Source organism: Thauera aminoaromatica S2, assembly GCF_000310185.1.
Taxonomy (GTDB): domain Bacteria; phylum Pseudomonadota; class Gammaproteobacteria; order Burkholderiales; family Rhodocyclaceae; genus Thauera; species Thauera aminoaromatica.
Genome location: NZ_AMXD01000007.1, coordinates 20,491 through 39,209 on the forward strand (window position 1 = coordinate 20,491; position 18,719 = coordinate 39,209).

Genomic DNA, 18,719 nt, shown 5'->3' on the forward strand with positions numbered 1-18,719 from the left:
GCGGAGCTCCTAACGCACGACCGGCTTGCGGAACAGCGGCACGAGCTGCATGTCCGACTTCATCACGTGATCCACCAGCCATTTGCGCAGAAAGGCGGTGATCTCGCCGCTCTGCGCCTTGACACCTTCCACCCCGCCATCGGAATCCTCGAGCGTGGCGTGGATGCGCTGCACGAGGATGTCGAGCTCGGCCAGCAAGGCGCGGTGTTCGAGCTTGTGCTGGTCGAGGTGGAGGTAGCCGTAGGCGATCTGGATGCGCTCCTCGCGCTCGAAGTGGTCCTCTGCGTAGCGTCGCAGCTCGGTCAGCGCCAGCTCGACATTGCGCGGGTCGTCCGGAAAGCGCAGCACGAGCTCCACCGTGTTGATGAGCAGGATCAGGTAGCGGTGGTCGGCGTCGATGTCGTCGTGGCCAATGCGGAACTGCGGTCGCCAGAAGATGGGCATGGGAGTCTCAAGAACGGTTCAGGTGCGTGGAAACGCATCAGCATCGATTGTCGCCGATGCGCCGGCCGCGCACATCATGCGCGCACGCCGAGCCCCCCACCGCGACGGAAGACCAGGCTGAAGTTGTTCGCCGGCATGTCGACCACCGCCTCCAGCCCGAAGCCACAACGCCGGGCCTCGGTCTCCACCGCCTCCAGGTCGCGCACCGCGAAGCGCGCATCGACGCTGCGCAGCCATTCGTCGAAGTCGGCGTTGCTCGGCGCGGTGTGGGCGCCGCCGCGGCGATACGGGCCGTAGCAGACCACCACGCCGCCTTCCGGCACGACCGCCGCCGCGCCCGCAAACAGCGCCGGCGTGCTCTCCCAGGGCGAGTAATGCAGCACGTTGATCGCCACGATCGCGTCCGCGGCGGCGACCGGCCAGGGGGTGGCGGCGAGGTCGACGCACACGGGCGCCAGCAGGTTGGGCAGCCCGCTGTGCGCCACCCAGTCCGTGATCGAGGCCAGCGCCGCGGGGTCGGCGTCGCTCGGCTGCCAGCACAGCGCGGGCAGGTGGCGGGCAAAATGCACCGCATGCTCGCCGGTGCCGCTGCCGAGTTCCAGAACCAGCCCGTCGACCGGCAGCACGCGCTGCAGCACGGCGAGGATGGGGCCGCGGTTGCGCGCGGCGGAGGGGGAGAACTGGCGGCGGTCGAGGGTGGGCATGGGGCGCGGCGGGCAGGATGGAAGACGTCGCGATTATCGCCTGCTCCGGTTCGGCCAAGTGACGCAGGGATGCACGCCCGGAGGCTGAGATAATGACGCATCCCCTTCACCGCCCCACCCCACCATGACCACGCCCACCAAACCCCTCGCCGGCATCAAGGTCGTCGAGCTCGGCACGCTCATCGCCGGCCCCTTCGCCGCCCGCATCCTCGCCGAGTTCGGCGCCGAGGTGATCAAGATCGAAGCGCCCGACGGCGGCGACCCGCTGCGCAAGTGGCGCAAGCTCTACGAGGGCACCTCGCTGTGGTGGTACCTGCAGGCGCGCAACAAGAAGTCGGTGACGGTCAACCTCAAGCACCCCGACGGCGTCGAGGTGGTGCGCCGGCTGGTCGCCGAGGCCGACATCGTGGTGGAGAATTTCCGCCCCGGCGTGCTCGACAAGCTCGGGCTGGGCTGGGAGGCGCTGTCGAAGATCAACCCCGGTCTGGTCATGGTGCGCCTGTCGGGCTTCGGGCAGAGCGGGCCGATGGCGCAGCAGCCGGGCTTCGGCGCAATCGGCGAGTCGATGGGCGGGCTGCGCTACGTGACCGGCTTTCCCGACCGCCCGCCGGTGAAGACCGGGATCTCGATCGGCGACTCGATCGCCGCGCTGTGGGGTGCGCTCGGGGCGCTGATGGCGCTGCGCCACAAGGAAGTGAATGGCGGTGCAGGCCAGGTGGTGGATGTCGCGCTCTACGAGGCGGTGTTCGCGATGATGGAGTCGCTGGTGCCCGAGTTCGACGTGTTCGGCTTCGTGCGCGAGCGCACCGGCAACATCATGCCCGGCATCACGCCGTCCAACACCCACACCACCCGCGACGGCCGCCACATCACCATCGGCGCCAACGGCGACGCGATCTTCCGCCGCCTGATGCGTGCGATGGGGCGCGACGACCTCGCCGAGGACGCCACGCTCGCTGACAACGCCGGCCGCGACGCTCGCCGCGAGGAGTTGTACGCGCTGATCGACGCCTGGGTGGCGCAGCACGACGAGGCCGCGGTGCTGGCGACGCTGGCCGCCGCCGAGGTGCCGGCCTCGCGCATCTACTCGGTGGCCGACATGTTCGCCGACCCGCAATTCCTGGCGCGCGAGATGTTGCACACGGTGAAGCTGCCCGACGGGCGCGACTGCCGCATGCCGGGCGTGGTGCCGAAGCTGTCGGGCACGCCCGGCGGCAGCGAATGGATCGGGCCGGCGCTGGGCGCGCACACCGACGCGGTGTTGGCGGGCCTGGGTTACGACGAGGCCCGCATCGCCGCGCTGCGCGCAGCCGGCGCGATCTGATCCGGCAAACTCAATGCAGGCGCCCCGTGCAGGAGCGCCGCAAGGCGCGAATGCGGCGGAGGAGCGAGCGCCGTTCCGATCGGAGCCGCCCCGCTTCGCGGCACCCGCCCCATGCATTCAAGCCTGGCGCGGCACCCGGCCGACCAGCCCCCAGGCCACCGCGGCCGTCGCCACGCCCCAGAACCACATGCCGTTGGTCATCGGCAGCGGCGTCCCGTCCATGCTCGCGCCCAGCCACTGCCCCATCGCGAACGCCACCACCATCATCAGGAAGCCGCTCATCGCCGAGGCGGCGCCCGCCGCCTTCGGGAAGGGCCCGACCGCGCCCGCCTGGCCGCAGGGCTGGTGGATGCCGTGGCCGACCATGTAGATCAAGGCGGGGAGCAGGATCGGCCACACGCCCTCCAGGCCGGCCAGCCCGCCGAGCCCGAGCAGGCTGCCGCCCGCGAGCGAGAACACGCCGCCGATCGCCACCGTGCGCTGCACGCCGAAGCGCACGAGCAGGCGGCGGCACAACAGGGTCCCGCCAACGTAGGCGAGCACGATCACGAACATCAGCGCGCCGTACTCGATGCGCGACAGCTCCATCAGACGGATGAACACGAAGGACGAGGCCGCCAGCAGGGTGAACAGGCCGCCGTAGGTCGCCGCAGCCAGCAGCGCGAAGGCGAGGAAGGTGGGGTTGCGCAGGATGGTGATCCAGGTGCGCACCAGCGTGGCCGGGCGCAACGCATCCGGATCGGGGCGCTGCAGGGTCTCCTCGAAGCGCAGCGCGATCAGCGCCAAGGTGGCCGCACCGAACAGCGCCAGCGCCGACAAGGCGCTCCGCCAGCCGAAGAATTCGGCGAGCACGCCGCCGAGCGGAATGCTCAGGCAGGCGATCACGCCCAGCCCGGTGAGCCCCTTGCTGATCGCGCGCGCCCCGATCTCGGGGCTGTAGAGGTCGCGCACCAGCGCACGCGCGCACATCACCGACGCCCCCATCGCCGCGCCCTGGGCGATCCGCCACAGCAGCAGCGCCTCCATCGACCCGGCGAGCGTGCTGCCCACCGCCGCCACGACGTAGCTCGCCAGCCCGAGCAGGAGCACCGGCCGGCGCCCGAAGCGGTCCGAGATCGGTCCCCACACCAGCTGCGACAGGCCGAAGGCGAGCAGCAGGCCCGACAGCGTGAGCTGCGCCTGCGCCACCGAGGCGCCCAGGTCCTGGGTGATCGAGGGCAGCGCGGGCAGATAGAGATCGGTGGTGACCGGCTGGAGGCCGAGCAGCAGCGACAAGGCAAGGACGACGAAAGCGGTCGACATCGGGACTCCGAAAACGGGGACCAAGCCCGCGGAAGATACCGCCGGTGGCAGGACGAAGGGCAAAAAAAGATCGTCGCCGGGCATCCCTGCGCGACTCGCGCACGCGCCCCGGTCTCCCTCGCCTGCGCGCGCAGCCATTCGCAACCGCTCACCTGCAAGGCCGGAAAGCCAGACTGCGCCGCTCACTCGGCGTCGGGCTGGGCCTCGGGCGCGGCGCGCTGGAAAGCCTCCAGCCCGGCGCAGGTCTCCGCGATGCGCAGCACCGTCGGCATCGCCGCCAGCTCGCAGCCGAAGCGGCGGGCGTTGAAGACCTGCGGCACCAGGCAGCAGTCGGCCAGGCCGGGCGTATCACCGTGGCAGAACGCACCGGTACGCGCATCGCCGGCGAGCATCGCCTCCACCGCCTGCAGGCCGACGCCGATCCAGTGCCGGTACCAGGCGTTCTTCTGCTCTTCGCTGGCATCGAGCTCGCGCGTGAGGTACTGCAGCACGCGCAGGTTATTCACCGGGTGGATGTCGCAGGCGATCGCCTGCGCGATCGCACGCACGCGGGCGCGGTCGAGCGGCGCGGCCGGCAGCAGTGCCGGCTGCGGATGGCTCTCCTCGAGATACTCGATGATCGCCAGCGACTGGGTCAGCACCTGGCCCTGGTCCTCCAGCGCCGGCACCAGGCCGGCGGGATTGAGGCCCAGGTAGGCGGGCTGGCGGTGCTCGCCGCCGCCGCGCACCAGGTGCACCGGCACGGCCTCGTAGTCCAGGCCCTTGAGGTTCAGTGCGATGCGAACGCGATACGCGGCCGAACTGCGGAAGTAGGTGTAGAGCTTCACTTGCCTCAGCCCTTGCGCGCCGTCACCCGGTTCTCGATCGTGCCGAAGACGTTGCGGCCCTGGCGGTCGAACATCTCGATGCGGACGACGTCGCCGTCGCGCATGAAGGACGTGGCCGGCTTGCCCTGCTCGATGGTCTCGTAGGTGCGTACTTCGGCGAGGCAGCAGTAGCCGACGCCGCCGTGATCGATCGACGAGCCCCACAGGTCGCCCTGCTTGTTCGAGACCGTGCCCGAGCCGATGATCGAGCCCGCCTCGAGCTCGCGCGTCCTGGCGACGTGGGCGACGAGCTGGCCGAAGTCGAAGGTCATGTCGACGCCGGCCTCGGGCTTGCCGAAGAGCTTGCCGTTGAGGTGCACCACCAGCGGCAGGTGCACCTTGGCATCCCTCCAGGCTTCGCCGAGCTCGTCGGGCGTGACCGCGACCGGACTGAAGGCCGAGGCCGGCTTGCTCTGGAAGAAGCCGAAACCCTTGGCGAGCTCGTTGGGAATCAGATTGCGCAGCGACACATCGTTCACCAGCATCACCAGCCGGATCGCCTGCGCCGCCTCGGCGGGGGTGGCGCCCATCGGCACGTCGCCGGTCACCACCGTGACCTCGGCCTCGAAGTCGATGCCCCAGGCCTCGTCGGCCACCACCGCGTCACGCGGGCCGATGAAGCTGTCCGAGCCGCCCTGGTACATCAGCGGGTCGGTGTAGAACGAGGGCGGCATCTCGGCGTTGCGCGCCTTGCGCACCAGCTCGACGTGGTTGATGTAGGCCGAGCCGTCGGCCCACTGGTAGGCGCGCGGCAGCGGCGAGGCGCAGGCGGTCTGGTCGAAGGGCTGGGCGTCGACCGCGCCGCTGTTGAGCGCCTCATACACCTGGCGCAGCGGCGGCTCGCAGGCCTGCCAGTCGTCGAGCGCGGCCTGCAGGCTGCGGGCGATCGCCGGCACGGCACGGCAGCGGGTGAGATCGCGGCTGACGACGACCAGGGTGCCGTCGCGGCCGCCTTGCTTGAGGGTGGCGAGTTTCACTGGAACATCTCCTTGTAGCGGCCGTCGTGCATCCAGGCCGCGTGCCTGGGGGCCTTCTTGGTCTGCGCCCACTCCTCGAGCATGTCCCACTTGACCTTGTCGAGCGCCTCCAGCATGCCCGGGCGGTTCGTGTTGCAGGCGAGCTCGAGGCGGTGGCCGTTCGGATCGAAGAAGTAGATCGACTGGAAGAGCGCGTGGTCGGTGGGACCGACCACCTGGATGCCCTCGGACTCGAGGCGGGCCTTGGTGGCGAGCAGGGTCTCCATCGAGTCGACCTCCATCGCCAGGTGCTGGGTCCACGCCGGGGTGTTCTCGTCGCGGCCCATCGGCGCACGCGTGGGCAGCTCGAAGAAGGCGAGCACGTTGCCCATGCCGGCGTCCATGAAGATGTGCATGTAGGGATCGGGCTCGCCGGTAGAGGGCACGGCGTCCTCGGCGATCGACAGCACGAGCTTCATGCCGAGGTGCTTCTCGTACCAGCGCGCGGTCTCGAGCGCGTCCTTGCAGCGGTAGGCGACGTGATGGATCTTCTTCACGATCGGGGTCATTGCGGTCTCCTCGTCCTTGGTTCAGTGCCGAAGCTCCGTTGCGGCATTTCGGGAAGATAACGGAGCGCTCCGGTCCGGGCATCATCATTGCAGCGATCCCGCTCGCTGCACGTCGTCTGCAGCACGGCCACCATCGACCGGCTCGCGTAACGATCAGTCCTTTGCGACCACCCCTGCGCGAGCGATGCTCATCGCCTCGCGCAGCACCGCGATGTCGCCGATGTGGTTGGCGAGCAGCAGGATCAGGCGGGCGTTGACCATCTCGCTCTGCTCGTCGCTCAGATCACGGTGGGTCTCGATCAGGGCTTCGTAGAAATCGTCGCCGGGCGAGAAGGCACGGAAGTAGCGCTTGCCGGGTTCGAACAGGTTGGGCTGGGTGTTCAGGGCCATGACGGTCTCCTTCAGGCGTTGCAGGTGGCGCGGGCGACGGCGGCGCGCACGCGGGCCGGGTCGAGGGCGCGCCAGCGCGCGGCGACGTGCTGGTCGGGGCGGGCGAGGTAGGTGGTGCCGGGCTGCAGGTCGTAGCGCTCGCGGATGCGGCCCTTGGCGTCGATCAGCGTGCGCAGTCCGGCCGGCGCCCGGCCGCGCGCCGCGACCACGATCGGCTCCACCGGAATCGGCCCTTCCGCGAGCGACTGCAGCGCGGCCACGCTGGCGGCGTCGAGGTCGGCGGCGTCGGCCACGTAGTGCAGCAACTGGAAGCGGTCGCCGAGCACCTGCAGCAGCCAGGGCTCGCCGCCGACGGACTCGATCGGGGCGTCGTCCATCGGCGCGCCCGGCACCATGTTGCCGGCGAACACCGCATCGTCGGCGGTGTTGAGCCGCGAATCGACGAGGAAGCTCGGCACCGACAGGCGCCCGGAGTTGACCAGGGCGCGCGCGAAGGGATGGTGCTCGGCCAGGCCCAGCACCGCGTTGCGGAAGGTCCTGCTGGTGCGGCTCTTGGGCGTGATGAAGTCGGTCGAGCGCGTCGAGTTCATGATGTTCTCGTCCGCCGCGAAGCCGCGCTCGTCGCCGTAGGTGTCGAGCAGCGTGGCGGGCGCCTTGCCGTCCATCACCAGCGCGAGCTTCCACACCAGGTTGTCGGCGTCCTGGATGCCGGAGTTGGCGCCGCGCGCGCCGAAGGGCGAGACCTGGTGCGCCGAGTCGCCGACGAAGAGCACGCGACCGTGATTGAAGCGGTTCATGCGCCGGCACTGGAAGGTATACACGCTGACCCACTCGAGCTCGAACTCGCGATCGTCCCCGATCATCGCCTGGATGCGCGGGATCACGTTCTCGGGCTTCTTCTCCTGCTCCGGATCGGCCTGCCAGCCGAGCTGGAAGTCGATGCGGAAGACGTTGTCGGCCTGGCGGTGCAGCAGCACCGACTGGTTGGGATGGAAGGGCGGGTCGAACCAGAACCAGCGCTCGGTGGGGAAGTCCGCCTTCATGACCACGTCGGCGATGAGGAAGCGGTCCATGAAGACCTTGCCCTCGATATCCAGCCCGAGCATGGTGCGGATCGGGCTGCGCGCGCCGTCGGCCACCACCAGCCAGTCGGTGGTGAGCGTATAGGCGCCATCGGGCGTCTCCACGCGCAGGCTCGCCTGCTTCTCGCCGGGGGTGACCGCGATCACGTTGTTCCTGAAGCGCATCTCGAGGTTCGGGAGCTTGCGCGCGCGCTGCACCAGGTAGTCCTCGAGGTAGTACTGCTGCAGGTTGATCATGCCCGGGCGGTGGTGGTCGGGTTCGGGGCAGAGGTTGAAGTTGAATACCTCGTCCTCGCGGAAGAAGGTGCGGCCCACGTTCCACGACACGCCCTTCTGCACCATCTCCTCACCACAGCCGAGGCGGTCGAGCACCTCGAGGGTGCGCTTGGCGTAGCACACGCCGCGCGAGCCGATCGACACCGTGTCGTCGTTGTCGAGCAGCAGCACCTGCCGGCCCTGGCGGGCGAGGTCGATCGCGGTGCACAGACCCACCGGGCCGGCGCCGACGATCACCACCGGGTAGTGGCCGTCGCGCCCTTCGGCGATCTCGGGCGGACGGACGTATTCGAACTTGGGGTATTGGTACGTGCTCAGCACGGCGGTCTCCTCCGGGTTTGTTCGTGTGCGCCGGGGCCGCGTCTTGGCGCGCGGTCCTGCGGTGCGGTGCGGGGCGCCGCAGCCGGCGCCGGACGCTGCTGGAAATCAGGGGTGCGAGAGGCGCGGCGCCACACGACGCCCTGCCCGCTGCAGGCTCAGCCCTGCTGCAGCGCGTGCCACATCTGCTGGTCGCGCTCGGCGGTCCAGATGCGCGGATCGCGGATGCCGCTCGCCTCGTCGTGGGCGCGGGTGACGTCGAAGGGCAGGCAGTGCTCGTAGATGAAGACCTGGCCGAACTTCGGGTCCATGTTGGCGCGGGTGTGCGCCATCGTCGCCTTCAGGTCCATGCCCTTCGCGACCGCCTCCTGCGCGCTGCGGTACAGCGTGGAGACAAAATCGCGCGTGTAGGCGAGGCCGGCCTGGACCTTCTCCGGCGTCATCAGCGCCGGGCCGCGGCCGGGCACGAGCTTGGCGAAGTTCATCGCTGCCAGGTTGTCGAGGGTCTGCGGCCAGTCGGCGAGGTAGGCGTCGCCGGTGTAGCAGGCGGCGTCGGCCTCGACCAGGTCGCCGGAGAAGCAGATGTCCTGGGCGGGCAGATAGACGATGGTGTCGCCCTTGGTGTGGCCGCGGCCGAGCTGCTTGATGCGGACCTCGAGCTTGCCCATCCACACGGTCATCTCGCCACTGAAGGTCATGGTCGGCCAGGTCAGTCCGGGCACGCTCTCGACCGCCTGGAACAGGCGCGGGAAGCGGCCGATCTCGGAGTCCATGTCCTGCTGGCCGCGCTCGACGATGAGGTCCCAGGTGTCCTTGCTGGCGATGATCTGCTCCAGGCCCTCGGCCTTGTAGCCCGAGGCGCCGAGCACGCGCACCGCGTGGTAGTGGGTGAGCACCACATACTTGATCGGCAGGTCGGTGATCTCGCGCACCTTGGCGATCACGCCCTGCGCGGCCACCGGGGTGGCGGTGGCGTCGATGATCATCACGCCGTCGTCGCCGATGATCACGCCGGTGTTGGGGTCGCCCTCGGCGGTATAGGCATAGGCGTTTTCGGACAGCTTCTCCCAGCTGATCTTCTTCTCTTCGAGGTCGGCCTGGGAGGCGAATTTCTTGGTGCTCATGAGGGGAGGTCTCCGGTGATGTGCAGCGATGGATCCATACTAGTTGTGAGTTCGTTAATCGTCAATACGTTTGTTATAGGCAAATCTTCCGGATACGCGGCCAGTCCGGTGGACTGTTAAGATGCGCCGCGAATCCGGAGAGCAGCATGCAGGACATCCCTAATCCCTCCCCCTCGACCGCACGCGATGCGGCCGAGTCCGCCGCCGAGCGCCGCGGCATCCAGTCCATCGAGGTCGGCGGCAGCCTGCTGTCCGCCCTGGTGCGCGAAGGCAAGCCGATGATGCTGAAGGACCTCGCACGCGAGGCCGGCATGCCGGCGGCCAAGGCGCATCCCTACCTGGTGAGCTTCGGCAAGCTCGGCCTGGTGGAGCAGGACGCGCTCACCGGCCGCTACGGGCTCGGCCCGTTCGCGCTGCAGATGGGCCTGAGCGCGCTGCACGGCCTCGATCCGATCAAGGCGGCCCTGCCCGAAGCCGCCCGGCTCGCCGACGACATCGAGCTCAACGTGGCGATCGCGGTGTGGGGCAACCACGGCCCCACCGTCGTGCACATCGAGGAGTGCAGCCGCCAGATCCACATCAACATGCGGCCCGGCACGGTCATGACGCCCTTGCTGCTGTCGGCCACCGGGCGCGTGTTCGCGGCCTTCCTGCCGCAGCGCATCGTCGCCCCCGTGCTCGCCGCCGAAGCGGCTGCGGTGGGCGCCCCACCGCTGGAGATGTCCCCCGCCGACGTCCGGGCGGTGCTCGACGAGATCCGCACGCAGCGCCTCGCGCGCGCACTCGGCAATCCGATCCCGGGCATCCATGCGTTTTCCGCGCCGGTCTTCGACGGCGGCGGCCAGCTCGCGCTCGCGATCACCGCGATGGGACCGGTCGGCAGCGTCGATCCGGACTGGGAAGGCCTCACCGCATGCCGGGTGCGCGCGGCTGCGAAGGCGATCGAGCGCCGCCTCGGCAAGCAGGCGGCCTGAGCCACGTCAAGGCGGCCGACACCGGCGCGGACGGAGAATCGGCGCTCCCCAACGCCCCGGAGCGAGCATGTCCAGCGAACGTTTTCCCGCTTTCTTCGACCAGGTGCCACGCCTCGTGGTGCGCGATCCGCTCGCCGAGTTCCTCGGCGCCGCCGAGGGGGGCGTGCTCGAGTACGGCTACGCCGACGCGGTGCGCCTGGCCGGCCATTCCTGCCCGACGGTGGCCTCGGCCTACGCCCTCGCCCACCACGCGATGACGCGGCTCTTCCCCGGCGCATTGCCCGTGCGCGGCATGGTGCAGGTGGGCTTCCAGCATCCTCTCGACGAGGGCGTGACCGGCGTCGTCGCCGCGGTGGTCGGGCTCCTCACCGGCAGCGCCCAGGACGGCGGCTTCAAGGGCATCGCCGGGCGCTTCGTGCGCCGCAACCTGCAGCGCTTCGGCGAACCGCAGCCGCTCGCGCTGCGTTTCAGCCGCAGCGACACCGGCGCCTCCGTGGACGCTGCCGCCGAACTGGCAAAGGTGCAGCCCCACCCCGAGATGGCCGAGCGCATGGGCCGCTGCATGCGCGGCGACGCCGACGCCGGCGAACTGCAGCGCTTCGGACAGCTGTGGCAGGACCGCGTCCGGCGCGTGCTCGTCGAGCACTGGGACGACCCCGAGGTGTTCCACTTTTCCGGCTGATCGGCCGGCTTCAGCCGCCCAGCCCGTCCCACAGCAGCTTGGCGCCGCACGACCGGGCGAAGGGCAGCACGCGCGGTCCTTCGCCGGTCGCGGCGACCGCGGTGCGCCGGCGCAGCAGGCGGTCGGCAACGAAGGCGAGCACGATCAGCCCGAGCACGAGCTTGACCATGCGGTCGGAGAGCACGCCGCAGAGCAGCGTCCCCGCGCCGATGCCGAGCAGCGCGGCCGGGATCAGGTGGCGCAGATCGCCCCGGTCGGCCTTGCCGCGCCACACCCGGATACCGACCATGTCCATCGCGCTCAGGATCGGCAACACCACCGCCACTGCGTCGCGCGGCGGGATCCACATCGACATGAAGGGCACCGCCAGCCCGCCGAGCGCCCCGCCCAGCCTTGGAGATGCCGGTGAGCAGGATGGCGAGGCGGTGACGAACCAGCCGAGGGCGTCCATCGCCGGGCAGGCGCGGGGGCGATCAGCTCAGGCGGAGGGCGATGTATTGCAGCGCGAGACCGTAGCCGTGCACGCCGAAGCCGGCCATGACCGCCTCGGCGACGTCCGACAGGTAGGAGTGGTGGCGGAAGGGCTCGCGCTTGTGCACGTTGGAAATATGCACCTCGACGAAGGGGATCGCCACCCCGGCGAGCGCGTCGCGGATCGCCACGCTGGTATGGGTGTAGGCACCCGGATTGATGAGGATCCACGCGACGCCCTCGGTGCGCGCAGCGTGGATGCGATCGACGATCGCGCCCTCGTGGTTGCTCTGGAAGCACAGCAGCTCGATGCCGAGCGCCTCGCCCTGCGCGCGCAGGCCGTTCTCGACGTCGGCAAGCGTGGTCGCGCCGTAGATCTCGGGCTCGCGGGTGCCGAGCAGGTTGAGGTTGGGGCCGTTGATGACGAGGACCTTGGGCATGGGGGGCGCGCTCCGGGCGGCGGGTAGAAAAAAGGCGGTCCGCGGACCGCCTTTCGCAAATCGCTTCAGCGCAGAGGATATCAGCGCGGCAGCAGGCTCTCACCCATCAGGAACTCGTCGACCGCACGGGCACACTGGCGGCCCTCGCGCCTTGCGGGCCGGTCGGCCCGCAATCGTCAACTCTCCCCTCGTGGGCGATTCGCCTATCGGGGCAACAAGCTCTCACCCATCAGGAACTCATCGACCGCACGGGCGCACTGGCGGCCCTCACGAATCGCCCACACCACCAGCGACTGTCCGCGGCGCATGTCGCCGGCGGCGAAGACCTTGGGCACGTTCGTGGTGTAGCTGCCCGCACCGTCGGTGCTCGCCTTGGCATTGCCGCGGGCGTCCTTGTCCACACCGAAGGCTTCGAGCACGCCGCCCACCGGCTGGGTGAAGCCCATCGCGAACAGCACCAGGTCGGCCTTGATCTCGAACTCGGAGCCCGGCACCTCGGACATCTTGCCGTCCTTGAACTCCAGGCGACAGGCCTTGAGCGCCTTGACCTTGCCGTTCTTGCCGATGAACTCCTTGGTGGCGACGGCGAAGTCGCGCTCGCAACCTTCCTCGTGCGAGGACGAGGTGCGCAGCTTGGTCGGCCAGTAGGGCCAGGTCAGCGCCTTGTTCTCCTGCTCGGGCGGCATCGGCATGAGCTCGAACTGGGTCACGCTGGCTGCGCCGTGGCGGTTGGAGGTGCCCACGCAGTCGGAGCCGGTGTCGCCACCGCCGATCACCACCACGTGCTTGCCCTTGGCCGAGATCGGATTGGGCTTGTCGCCGGCGACCTGCTTGTTCTGCGGGATGAGGAACTCGAGCGCGTAATGCACGCCGCCGAGCTCGCGGCCCGGCACCGGCAGGTCGCGCGGGATCTCGGAGCCGCCGGCGAGCACCACGGCGTCGAAGTCCTGCTTGAGCTGCTCGGCGCTGACGACCTGCTTCGCATCATTGACGATGCCGGCGGGCACATTCTGCGCGCCGACCAGCACGCCAGTGCGAAACACCACGCCCTCGGCCTGGAGCTGCTCGACACGGCGGTCGATCAGCGACTTCTCCATCTTGAAGTCGGGGATGCCGTAGCGCAGCAGGCCGCCGATGCGGTCGTTCTTCTCGAACACGGTGACGTCGTGGCCGGCGCGCGCGAGCTGCTGCGCGGCCGCGAGGCCGGCCGGGCCGGAGCCGACCACGGCGACCTTCTTGCCCGTCTTGACCTCGGCCGGCTGCGGCACCACCCAGCCCTCTTCCCAGGCCTTGTCGATGATCGCGTGCTCGATCGACTTGATGCCCACCGCGTCGGTGTTGATGTTCAGCGTGCACGCCGCCTCGCAGGGTGCGGGGCAGATGCGGCCGGTGAACTCGGGAAAGTTGTTGGTCGAGTGCAGCACCTCGATCGCCTCGCGCCAGTGGCCGCGATACACGAGGTCGTTCCAGTCCGGGATGATGTTGTTGACCGGGCAGCCGTTGTTGCAGAACGGGATGCCGCAGTCCATGCAGCGCGCGCCCTGGACCGACGCCTGCTCGTCGGTGAGGCGGACGACGAACTCCTTGTAGGTCTTCAGGCGCTTGTCGACCGGCTCGTAGGCCTCGGACAGACGCTGATATTCCATGAATCCGGTGGGCTTGCCCATTTATGCGGCCTCCTTCTCAGCTTCGCGCTGCTGAGCCATCTCGGTCAGCGCGCGGCGGTACTCGTGCGGGAACACCTTGACGAACTTCTTCCGCCAGAGGCCCCAGTTGTTCAGGATCTCGCGCGCACGCACGCTGCTGGCGAAGCGGACGTGGCGCTCGATCAGGCCCTTGAGGATGAGCTCGTCGCCCATCGTCAGGTGGTCGATGTCGACGCGGCCGTGGGACTCGAGCTCGTCGCCCGACTCCGAGCCCTTGCGCGCGGCGATCTCCTCGGGCAGCGGCTCGAGCGCGACCTGCGCCATGTTGCAGCGCTGCTCGAACGTGCCGTCCTCGTCGAGCACGTAGGCCACGCCGCCCGACATGCCGGCGGCGAAGTTGCGCCCGGTCTCGCCGAGCACGACCACGGTGCCGCCGGTCATGTACTCGCAGCCGTGGTCGCCCACGCCCTCCACCACCGCGGTGGCGCCGGAGTTGCGCACCGCGAAGCGCTCGCCCGCGACGCCGGCGAAGTAGACCTCGCCCTCGGTCGCGCCGTAGAGCACGGTGTTGCCGACGATGATGTTCTGCGGCGTGTCGCCGCGGAACTCGGCCTTCGGGCGCACGATGATGCGGCCGCCCGAAAGGCCCTTGCCGACGTAGTCGTTGCCCTCGCCCACCAGCTCGAGCGTGACGCCGCGCGCCAGGAAGGCGCCGAAGCTCTGCCCGGCGGTGCCGTTGAGGCGGATGTGGATGGTGTCGTTGGGCAGGCCGGCATGGCCGTAGCGCTTGGCCACCTCGCCCGAGAGCATCGCGCCCACGGTGCGGTTGATGTTGCGCACCGGCAGGTCGATGTTGACCTTCTCACCCTTCTCCAGTGCCGGCTTGGCGAGCACGACGAGCTGCCTGTCGAGTGCCTTGTCGAGGCCGTGGTCCTGCGTCTCGCGATGCAGGCGCGGCACCTCGGCGGGCACGTTGGGCAGGTAGAAGATGCGCGAGTAGTCGAGGCCCTGCGCCTTCCAGTGCGCGATGCCCTTCTTCATGTCGAGCAGGTCGGCACGGCCGATGAGCTCGTCGAAGGTCCGCACGCCGAGCTGCGCCATCAGCTCGCGCACTTCCTCGGCGACGAAGAAGAAGTAGTTGACCACGTACTCGGGCTGGCCCGAGAAGCGCGCGCGCAGCACCGGGTCCTGGGTGGCGACGCCGACCGGGCAGGTGTTGAGGTGGCACTTGCGCATCATGATGCAGCCCTCGACGACGAGCGGCGCGGTGGCGAAGCCGAACTCGTCGGCGCCGAGCAGCGCGCCGATGACGACGTCGCGGCCGGTCTTGATCTGGCCGTCGACCTGCAGGCGCACGCGTCCGCGCAGGCGGTTGAGCACCAGGGTCTGCTGCGTCTCGGCCAGCCCGAGCTCCCACGGCGAGCCGGCGTGCTTGATCGAGCTCCACGGGCTCGCACCGGTGCCGCCGTCATGGCCGGCAACCACGATGTGGTCGGCCTTGGCCTTGGCCACGCCCGCCGCCACCGTTCCGATGCCGATCTCGGACACCAGCTTGACCGAGATGCTCGCGGCCGGGTTGGTGTTCTTGAGGTCGTGGATGAGCTGCGCGAGGTCCTCGATGGAGTAGATGTCGTGGTGCGGCGGCGGCGAGATGAGGCCAACGCCCGGCACCGAGTGACGCAGGAAGCCGATGTACTCCGAGACCTTGTGGCCGGGCAGCTGGCCGCCCTCGCCGGGCTTGGCGCCCTGGGCCATCTTGATCTGGATCTGGTCGGCGTTGACCAGGTACTCGGTGGTGACGCCGAAGCGGCCCGAGGCCACCTGCTTGATCGCCGAGCGCAGCGAGTCGCCGGCGTTGAGGTCGAGGTCGCGCGCGATGCGCTTCTCGCCGATCACCTGCGACAGCTTGATCGCCTCGGTCAGCGGCTTGAAACGCATCGGGTCTTCGCCGCCCTCGCCGGTGTTCGACTTGCCGCCGATGCGGTTCATCGCCACCGCAAGCGTGGTGTGCGCCTCGGTGGAGATCGAGCCGAGCGACATCGCGCCGGTGGCGAAGCGCTTGACGATCTCCTTGGCGGGCTCAACCTCGTCGAGCGGCACCGGGGTGAGCGCGGCCTTGAGCTCGAACAGGCCGCGCAGCGTCATGTGGCGGCGGCTCTGGTCGTTGATGATCTTGGCGTATTCCTTGTAGGTGTCGGCCTTGCCCGAGCGCGTGGCGTGCTGCAGCTTGGCGATCGCGTCCGGCGTCCACATGTGCTCCTCGCCGCGGATGCGGAAGGCATACTCGCCGCCGGCGTCGAGCATGTCGTGCAGCACCGGGTCGGTGCCGAAGGCGGCCTTGTGCAGGCGGATGGATTCTTCCATCACCTCGAACACGCCGATGCCCTCGACCTGGCTGGTGGTGCCGGTGAAGTACTTGTCGAGCAGCGCCTGCTTGAGGCCGACGGCTTCGAAGATCTGAGCGCCGGTGTAGGACATGTAGGTCGAGATGCCCATCTTGGACATCACCTTCATCAGGCCCTTGCCGATCGCCTTGACGAAGTGCTTGACGTACTTGGCCGCGGTCTCGGCGTCGTCGGCCAGGTGGGCCAGGGTCTCGAGCGCGAGGTAGGGATGCACGGCTTCGGCGCCGTAGCCGGCGAGCACCGCGAAGTGATGCACCTCGCGCGCCGAGCCGGTCTCGACCACCAGGCCGGTGCGGGTGCGCAGGCCCTTCTCCACCAGGTGCTGGTGGATCGCGGACAGCGCCAGCAGCGCGGGGATGGCGACGCGGTCGGCGGCGAGCTTGCGGTCGGACACGATGAGGATGTTGGTGCCCGCCAGCACCGCGTTCTCGGCGTCGGCACACAGCGAGGCCAGGCGCGCCTCGACGCCCTCGTTGCCCCACTCCGCCGGGTAGCAGATGTCCAGCTCGGCGGAGCGGAACTTGTTCTGCGTGTAGCGCGCGATGTTGCGGATCTTGGCCATGCCCTCGAAGTCGAGCACGGGCTGGCTCACCTCGAGGCGGAAGGGCGGGTTGATCTCGTTGATCTCGAGCAGGTTGGGGCGCGGGCCGATGAAGGACACCAGCGACATCACCATCTGCTCGCGGATCGGATCGATCGGCGGGTTGGTGACCTGCGCGAAGAGCTGGCGGAAGTAGTTGAACAGCGGCTTGTTCTTCGAGGACAGCACCGCCAGCGGCGAGTCGTTGCCCATCGAGCCGGTGCCTTCCTCACCTGCCTTGCCCATCGGCTCGAGGATGAACTTGATGTCCTCCTGCGTGTAGCCGAAGGCCTGCTGGCGATCGAGCAGCGGCGCGACGCGCTCGTCGGCGGCGGCGGTGTCGAGCACGGCCGGCGCCTCGAGGGTGTCGAGCTTGATGTTGATGCGGCGCAGCCAGTCGGCGTAGGGCCTGGCGTGGGCGAGCGACTCCTTGATCTCCTGGTCGCCGATGATGCGGCCCTGCTCCATGTCGATCAGGAACATCTTGCCGGGCTGCAGGCGCCACTTCTTGACGATCTTGCTGTCCGCGATGGGCAGCACGCCGGACTCGGAGGCCATCACCACGAGGTCGTCGTCGGTGATCAGGTAGCGCGCCGGACGCAGGCCGTTGCGGTCGAGGGTGGCACCGATCTGGCGGCCGTCGGTAAAGGCCACCGCCGCGGGGCCGTCCCAGGGCTCCATCATCGCCGCGTGGTACTCGTAGAAGGCGCGGCGCTTCTCGTCCATCTGCGTGTGCGACTCCCAGGCCTCGGGGATCATCATCATCATCGCGTGGGCGAGCGAGTAGCCGCTCATCACCAGCAGCTCGAGCGCGTTGTCGAAGGAGGCCGAGTCGGACTGGCCGGGGTAGATCAGCGGCCAGATCTTCTGCAGGTCGTCGCCGAGCAGCGGCGAATGCACGCCCTTCTCGCGCGCGCGCATCCAGTTGTAGTTGCCGCGCAGGGTATTGATCTCGCCGTTGTGTGCGATGTAGCGGAACGGGTGGGCGAGGTTCCACTTCGGGAAGGTGTTGGTCGAGAAGCGCTGGTGCACCAGCGACAGCGCCGACACCGCACGCGCATCGCGCAGGTCGGGGTAGTACTCGCCGACCTGGTCGGCGAGCAGCAGGCCCTTGTAGTTCACGGTGCGTGCCGAGCACGACACCATGTAGAACTCCTTGGCGTGCTTGAGCTTGAGCGCGCCGATGGCGTTGGCGGAGCGGCGGCGCACGACGTAGAGCTTGCGCTCGAGCGCCTCGGTGACCATGACGTCGGGACCGCGGCCGATGAAGATCTGGCGGATCATCGGCTCCATGGCCTTGACCGTGGGCGACATCGGCATGTCGCGGTTGACCGGCACGTCGCGCCAGCCGAGCACGACCTGGCCTTCGGCCACGACCGCACGCTCGATCTCCTGCTCGCAGGCGAGGCGCGAGGCGGCTTCCTTGGGCATGAACACCATGCCGACGCCGTACTCGCCGGGCAACGGCAGGGTCACGCCCTGCGCCGCCATCTCCTCGCGGTAGAGCTGGTCGGGGATCTGGATCAGGATGCCCGCGCCGTCGCCCTGCAGCGGGTCGGCCCCCACCGCGCCGCGATGGTCGAGGTTCTTCAGGATCTCGAGGCCCTGCAGAATGATGTCATGACGTTTCTCGCCCTTGATGTGGGCGATGAAACCCACGCCACAGGCATCGTGTTCATTGGCGGGGTCATACAGACCCTGCTTTTGGGGCAGATCCATCTTCGATTCCTCAAACGACACTCAAGATCACGTGCTCGGGGTCGGACGAAATCGGCCGAAAGGCCGTCGCCGACAAACCGAACGCGCACAAAAAAGCCGGGCGCGCGCGCACCGGCTTTGTAGTCTGCACCAATCTGGTGCAGAAACAGCGATTCCACAGGGTCGAAGGGCGACCTTTTCAGGCCTCATGCACCATTTTGGACACTACCGTCCTGTTCGCTGCGGTCGAAAAACTATACCCCCCAAAGCTCGCCGGATTCAACAGTTTTTTTGCACTGCGGCACGCGACGAAAACACCCGCCGGGCGGCCTCTCCGAGACCCCGCAGTCGCCCCCCGCAGCCGAATGGCACCGCGACGCTCGGCTTGCCCGTGGGAGCGACGCGAGTCGCGATTCGGCGAACCCGATGTGCGGCGCGCAAACGAGCGCCGCGGGGGCTCGCATGCAT

16 protein-coding genes are annotated in these 18,719 nt (G+C 68.9%); 3 read left to right on the plus strand and 13 right to left on the minus strand.

The window, feature by feature from the left end; translation table 11 throughout:
- Positions 1 to 9 precede the first annotated feature (9 nt).
- Positions 10 to 444, minus strand: coding sequence for a bacteriohemerythrin (locus C665_RS02560; protein WP_004299441.1), 435 nt, complete (start codon positions 442 to 444; stop codon positions 10 to 12).
- A gap of 74 nt (positions 445 to 518) precedes the next feature.
- On the minus strand, positions 519 to 1,148 hold the full coding sequence (locus C665_RS02565; protein WP_004299443.1) for a DUF938 domain-containing protein: 630 nt from the start codon (positions 1,146 to 1,148) through the stop codon (positions 519 to 521).
- Between the two features lie 124 nt (positions 1,149 to 1,272).
- Here C665_RS02565 and C665_RS02570 point away from each other — a divergent pair, with 124 nt between their 5' ends.
- The gene (locus C665_RS02570) at positions 1,273 to 2,472 is read left to right on the plus strand and encodes a CaiB/BaiF CoA transferase family protein (RefSeq protein WP_004299445.1); all 1,200 of its coding nucleotides are present in this window, start codon (positions 1,273 to 1,275) and stop codon (positions 2,470 to 2,472) included.
- Between the two features lie 117 nt (positions 2,473 to 2,589).
- On the opposite strand, the gene C665_RS02575 is transcribed toward C665_RS02570, so the two are convergent.
- The 7 genes from C665_RS02575 to C665_RS02605 all read right to left on the minus strand — a co-directional run bounded on the left by C665_RS02575 (position 2,590) and on the right by C665_RS02605 (position 9,355).
- Positions 2,590 to 3,774 (minus strand): Bcr/CflA family efflux MFS transporter, encoded by a 1,185-nt coding sequence (locus C665_RS02575; protein ID WP_004299447.1) that lies wholly within the window; start codon positions 3,772 to 3,774, stop codon positions 2,590 to 2,592.
- Between the two features lie 182 nt (positions 3,775 to 3,956).
- Complete coding sequence (gene maiA / locus C665_RS02580) at positions 3,957 to 4,601, minus strand: maleylacetoacetate isomerase (RefSeq protein ID WP_004299448.1); 645 nt, start codon at positions 4,599 to 4,601, stop codon at positions 3,957 to 3,959.
- 5 nt (positions 4,602 to 4,606) lie between these two features.
- Positions 4,607 to 5,617, minus strand: a complete 1,011-nt coding sequence (locus C665_RS02585) for a fumarylacetoacetate hydrolase family protein (protein ID WP_004299449.1) — start codon at positions 5,615 to 5,617, stop codon at positions 4,607 to 4,609.
- The gene (locus tag C665_RS02590) at positions 5,614 to 6,165 is read right to left on the minus strand and encodes a VOC family protein (RefSeq protein WP_004299450.1); all 552 of its coding nucleotides are present in this window, start codon (positions 6,163 to 6,165) and stop codon (positions 5,614 to 5,616) included. Before C665_RS02590 ends, C665_RS02585 begins: the two co-directional genes overlap by 4 nt.
- A gap of 153 nt (positions 6,166 to 6,318) precedes the next feature.
- Positions 6,319 to 6,555: a DUF2783 domain-containing protein gene (locus tag C665_RS02595; protein ID WP_004299452.1), complete on the minus strand. Its 237-nt coding sequence runs from the start codon at positions 6,553 to 6,555 to the stop codon at positions 6,319 to 6,321.
- Between the two features lie 11 nt (positions 6,556 to 6,566).
- Positions 6,567 to 8,234, minus strand: coding sequence for an FAD-dependent oxidoreductase (locus tag C665_RS02600; protein WP_004299454.1), 1,668 nt, complete (start codon positions 8,232 to 8,234; stop codon positions 6,567 to 6,569).
- A 155-nt stretch (positions 8,235 to 8,389) separates the two neighbouring features.
- Positions 8,390 to 9,355, minus strand: coding sequence for an MBL fold metallo-hydrolase (locus tag C665_RS02605; protein ID WP_004299456.1), 966 nt, complete (start codon positions 9,353 to 9,355; stop codon positions 8,390 to 8,392).
- Between the two features lie 146 nt (positions 9,356 to 9,501).
- Here C665_RS02605 and C665_RS02610 point away from each other — a divergent pair, with 146 nt between their 5' ends.
- Positions 9,502 to 10,329 (plus strand): IclR family transcriptional regulator, encoded by an 828-nt coding sequence (locus C665_RS02610; protein WP_004299458.1) that lies wholly within the window; start codon positions 9,502 to 9,504, stop codon positions 10,327 to 10,329.
- 67 nt (positions 10,330 to 10,396) lie between these two features.
- Positions 10,397 to 11,011: a hypothetical protein gene (locus C665_RS02615; RefSeq protein WP_004299460.1), complete on the plus strand. Its 615-nt coding sequence runs from the start codon at positions 10,397 to 10,399 to the stop codon at positions 11,009 to 11,011.
- Between the two features lie 10 nt (positions 11,012 to 11,021).
- On the opposite strand, the gene C665_RS02620 is transcribed toward C665_RS02615, so the two are convergent.
- The 4 genes from C665_RS02620 to C665_RS02635 form a co-directional block, all read right to left on the minus strand.
- Positions 11,022 to 11,462, minus strand: a complete 441-nt coding sequence (locus C665_RS02620) for a sulfite exporter TauE/SafE family protein (protein ID WP_245537126.1) — start codon at positions 11,460 to 11,462, stop codon at positions 11,022 to 11,024.
- A 22-nt stretch (positions 11,463 to 11,484) separates the two neighbouring features.
- Positions 11,485 to 11,922 (minus strand): type II 3-dehydroquinate dehydratase, encoded by a 438-nt coding sequence (aroQ, locus tag C665_RS02625; protein ID WP_004299468.1) that lies wholly within the window; start codon positions 11,920 to 11,922, stop codon positions 11,485 to 11,487.
- 203 nt (positions 11,923 to 12,125) lie between these two features.
- Positions 12,126 to 13,589, minus strand: coding sequence for a glutamate synthase subunit beta (locus C665_RS02630; protein WP_004299478.1), 1,464 nt, complete (start codon positions 13,587 to 13,589; stop codon positions 12,126 to 12,128).
- The gene (locus tag C665_RS02635; protein ID WP_004299489.1) at positions 13,590 to 18,272 is read right to left on the minus strand and encodes a glutamate synthase-related protein; all 4,683 of its coding nucleotides are present in this window, start codon (positions 18,270 to 18,272) and stop codon (positions 13,590 to 13,592) included.
- Positions 18,273 to 18,719: the final 447 nt, after the last annotated feature.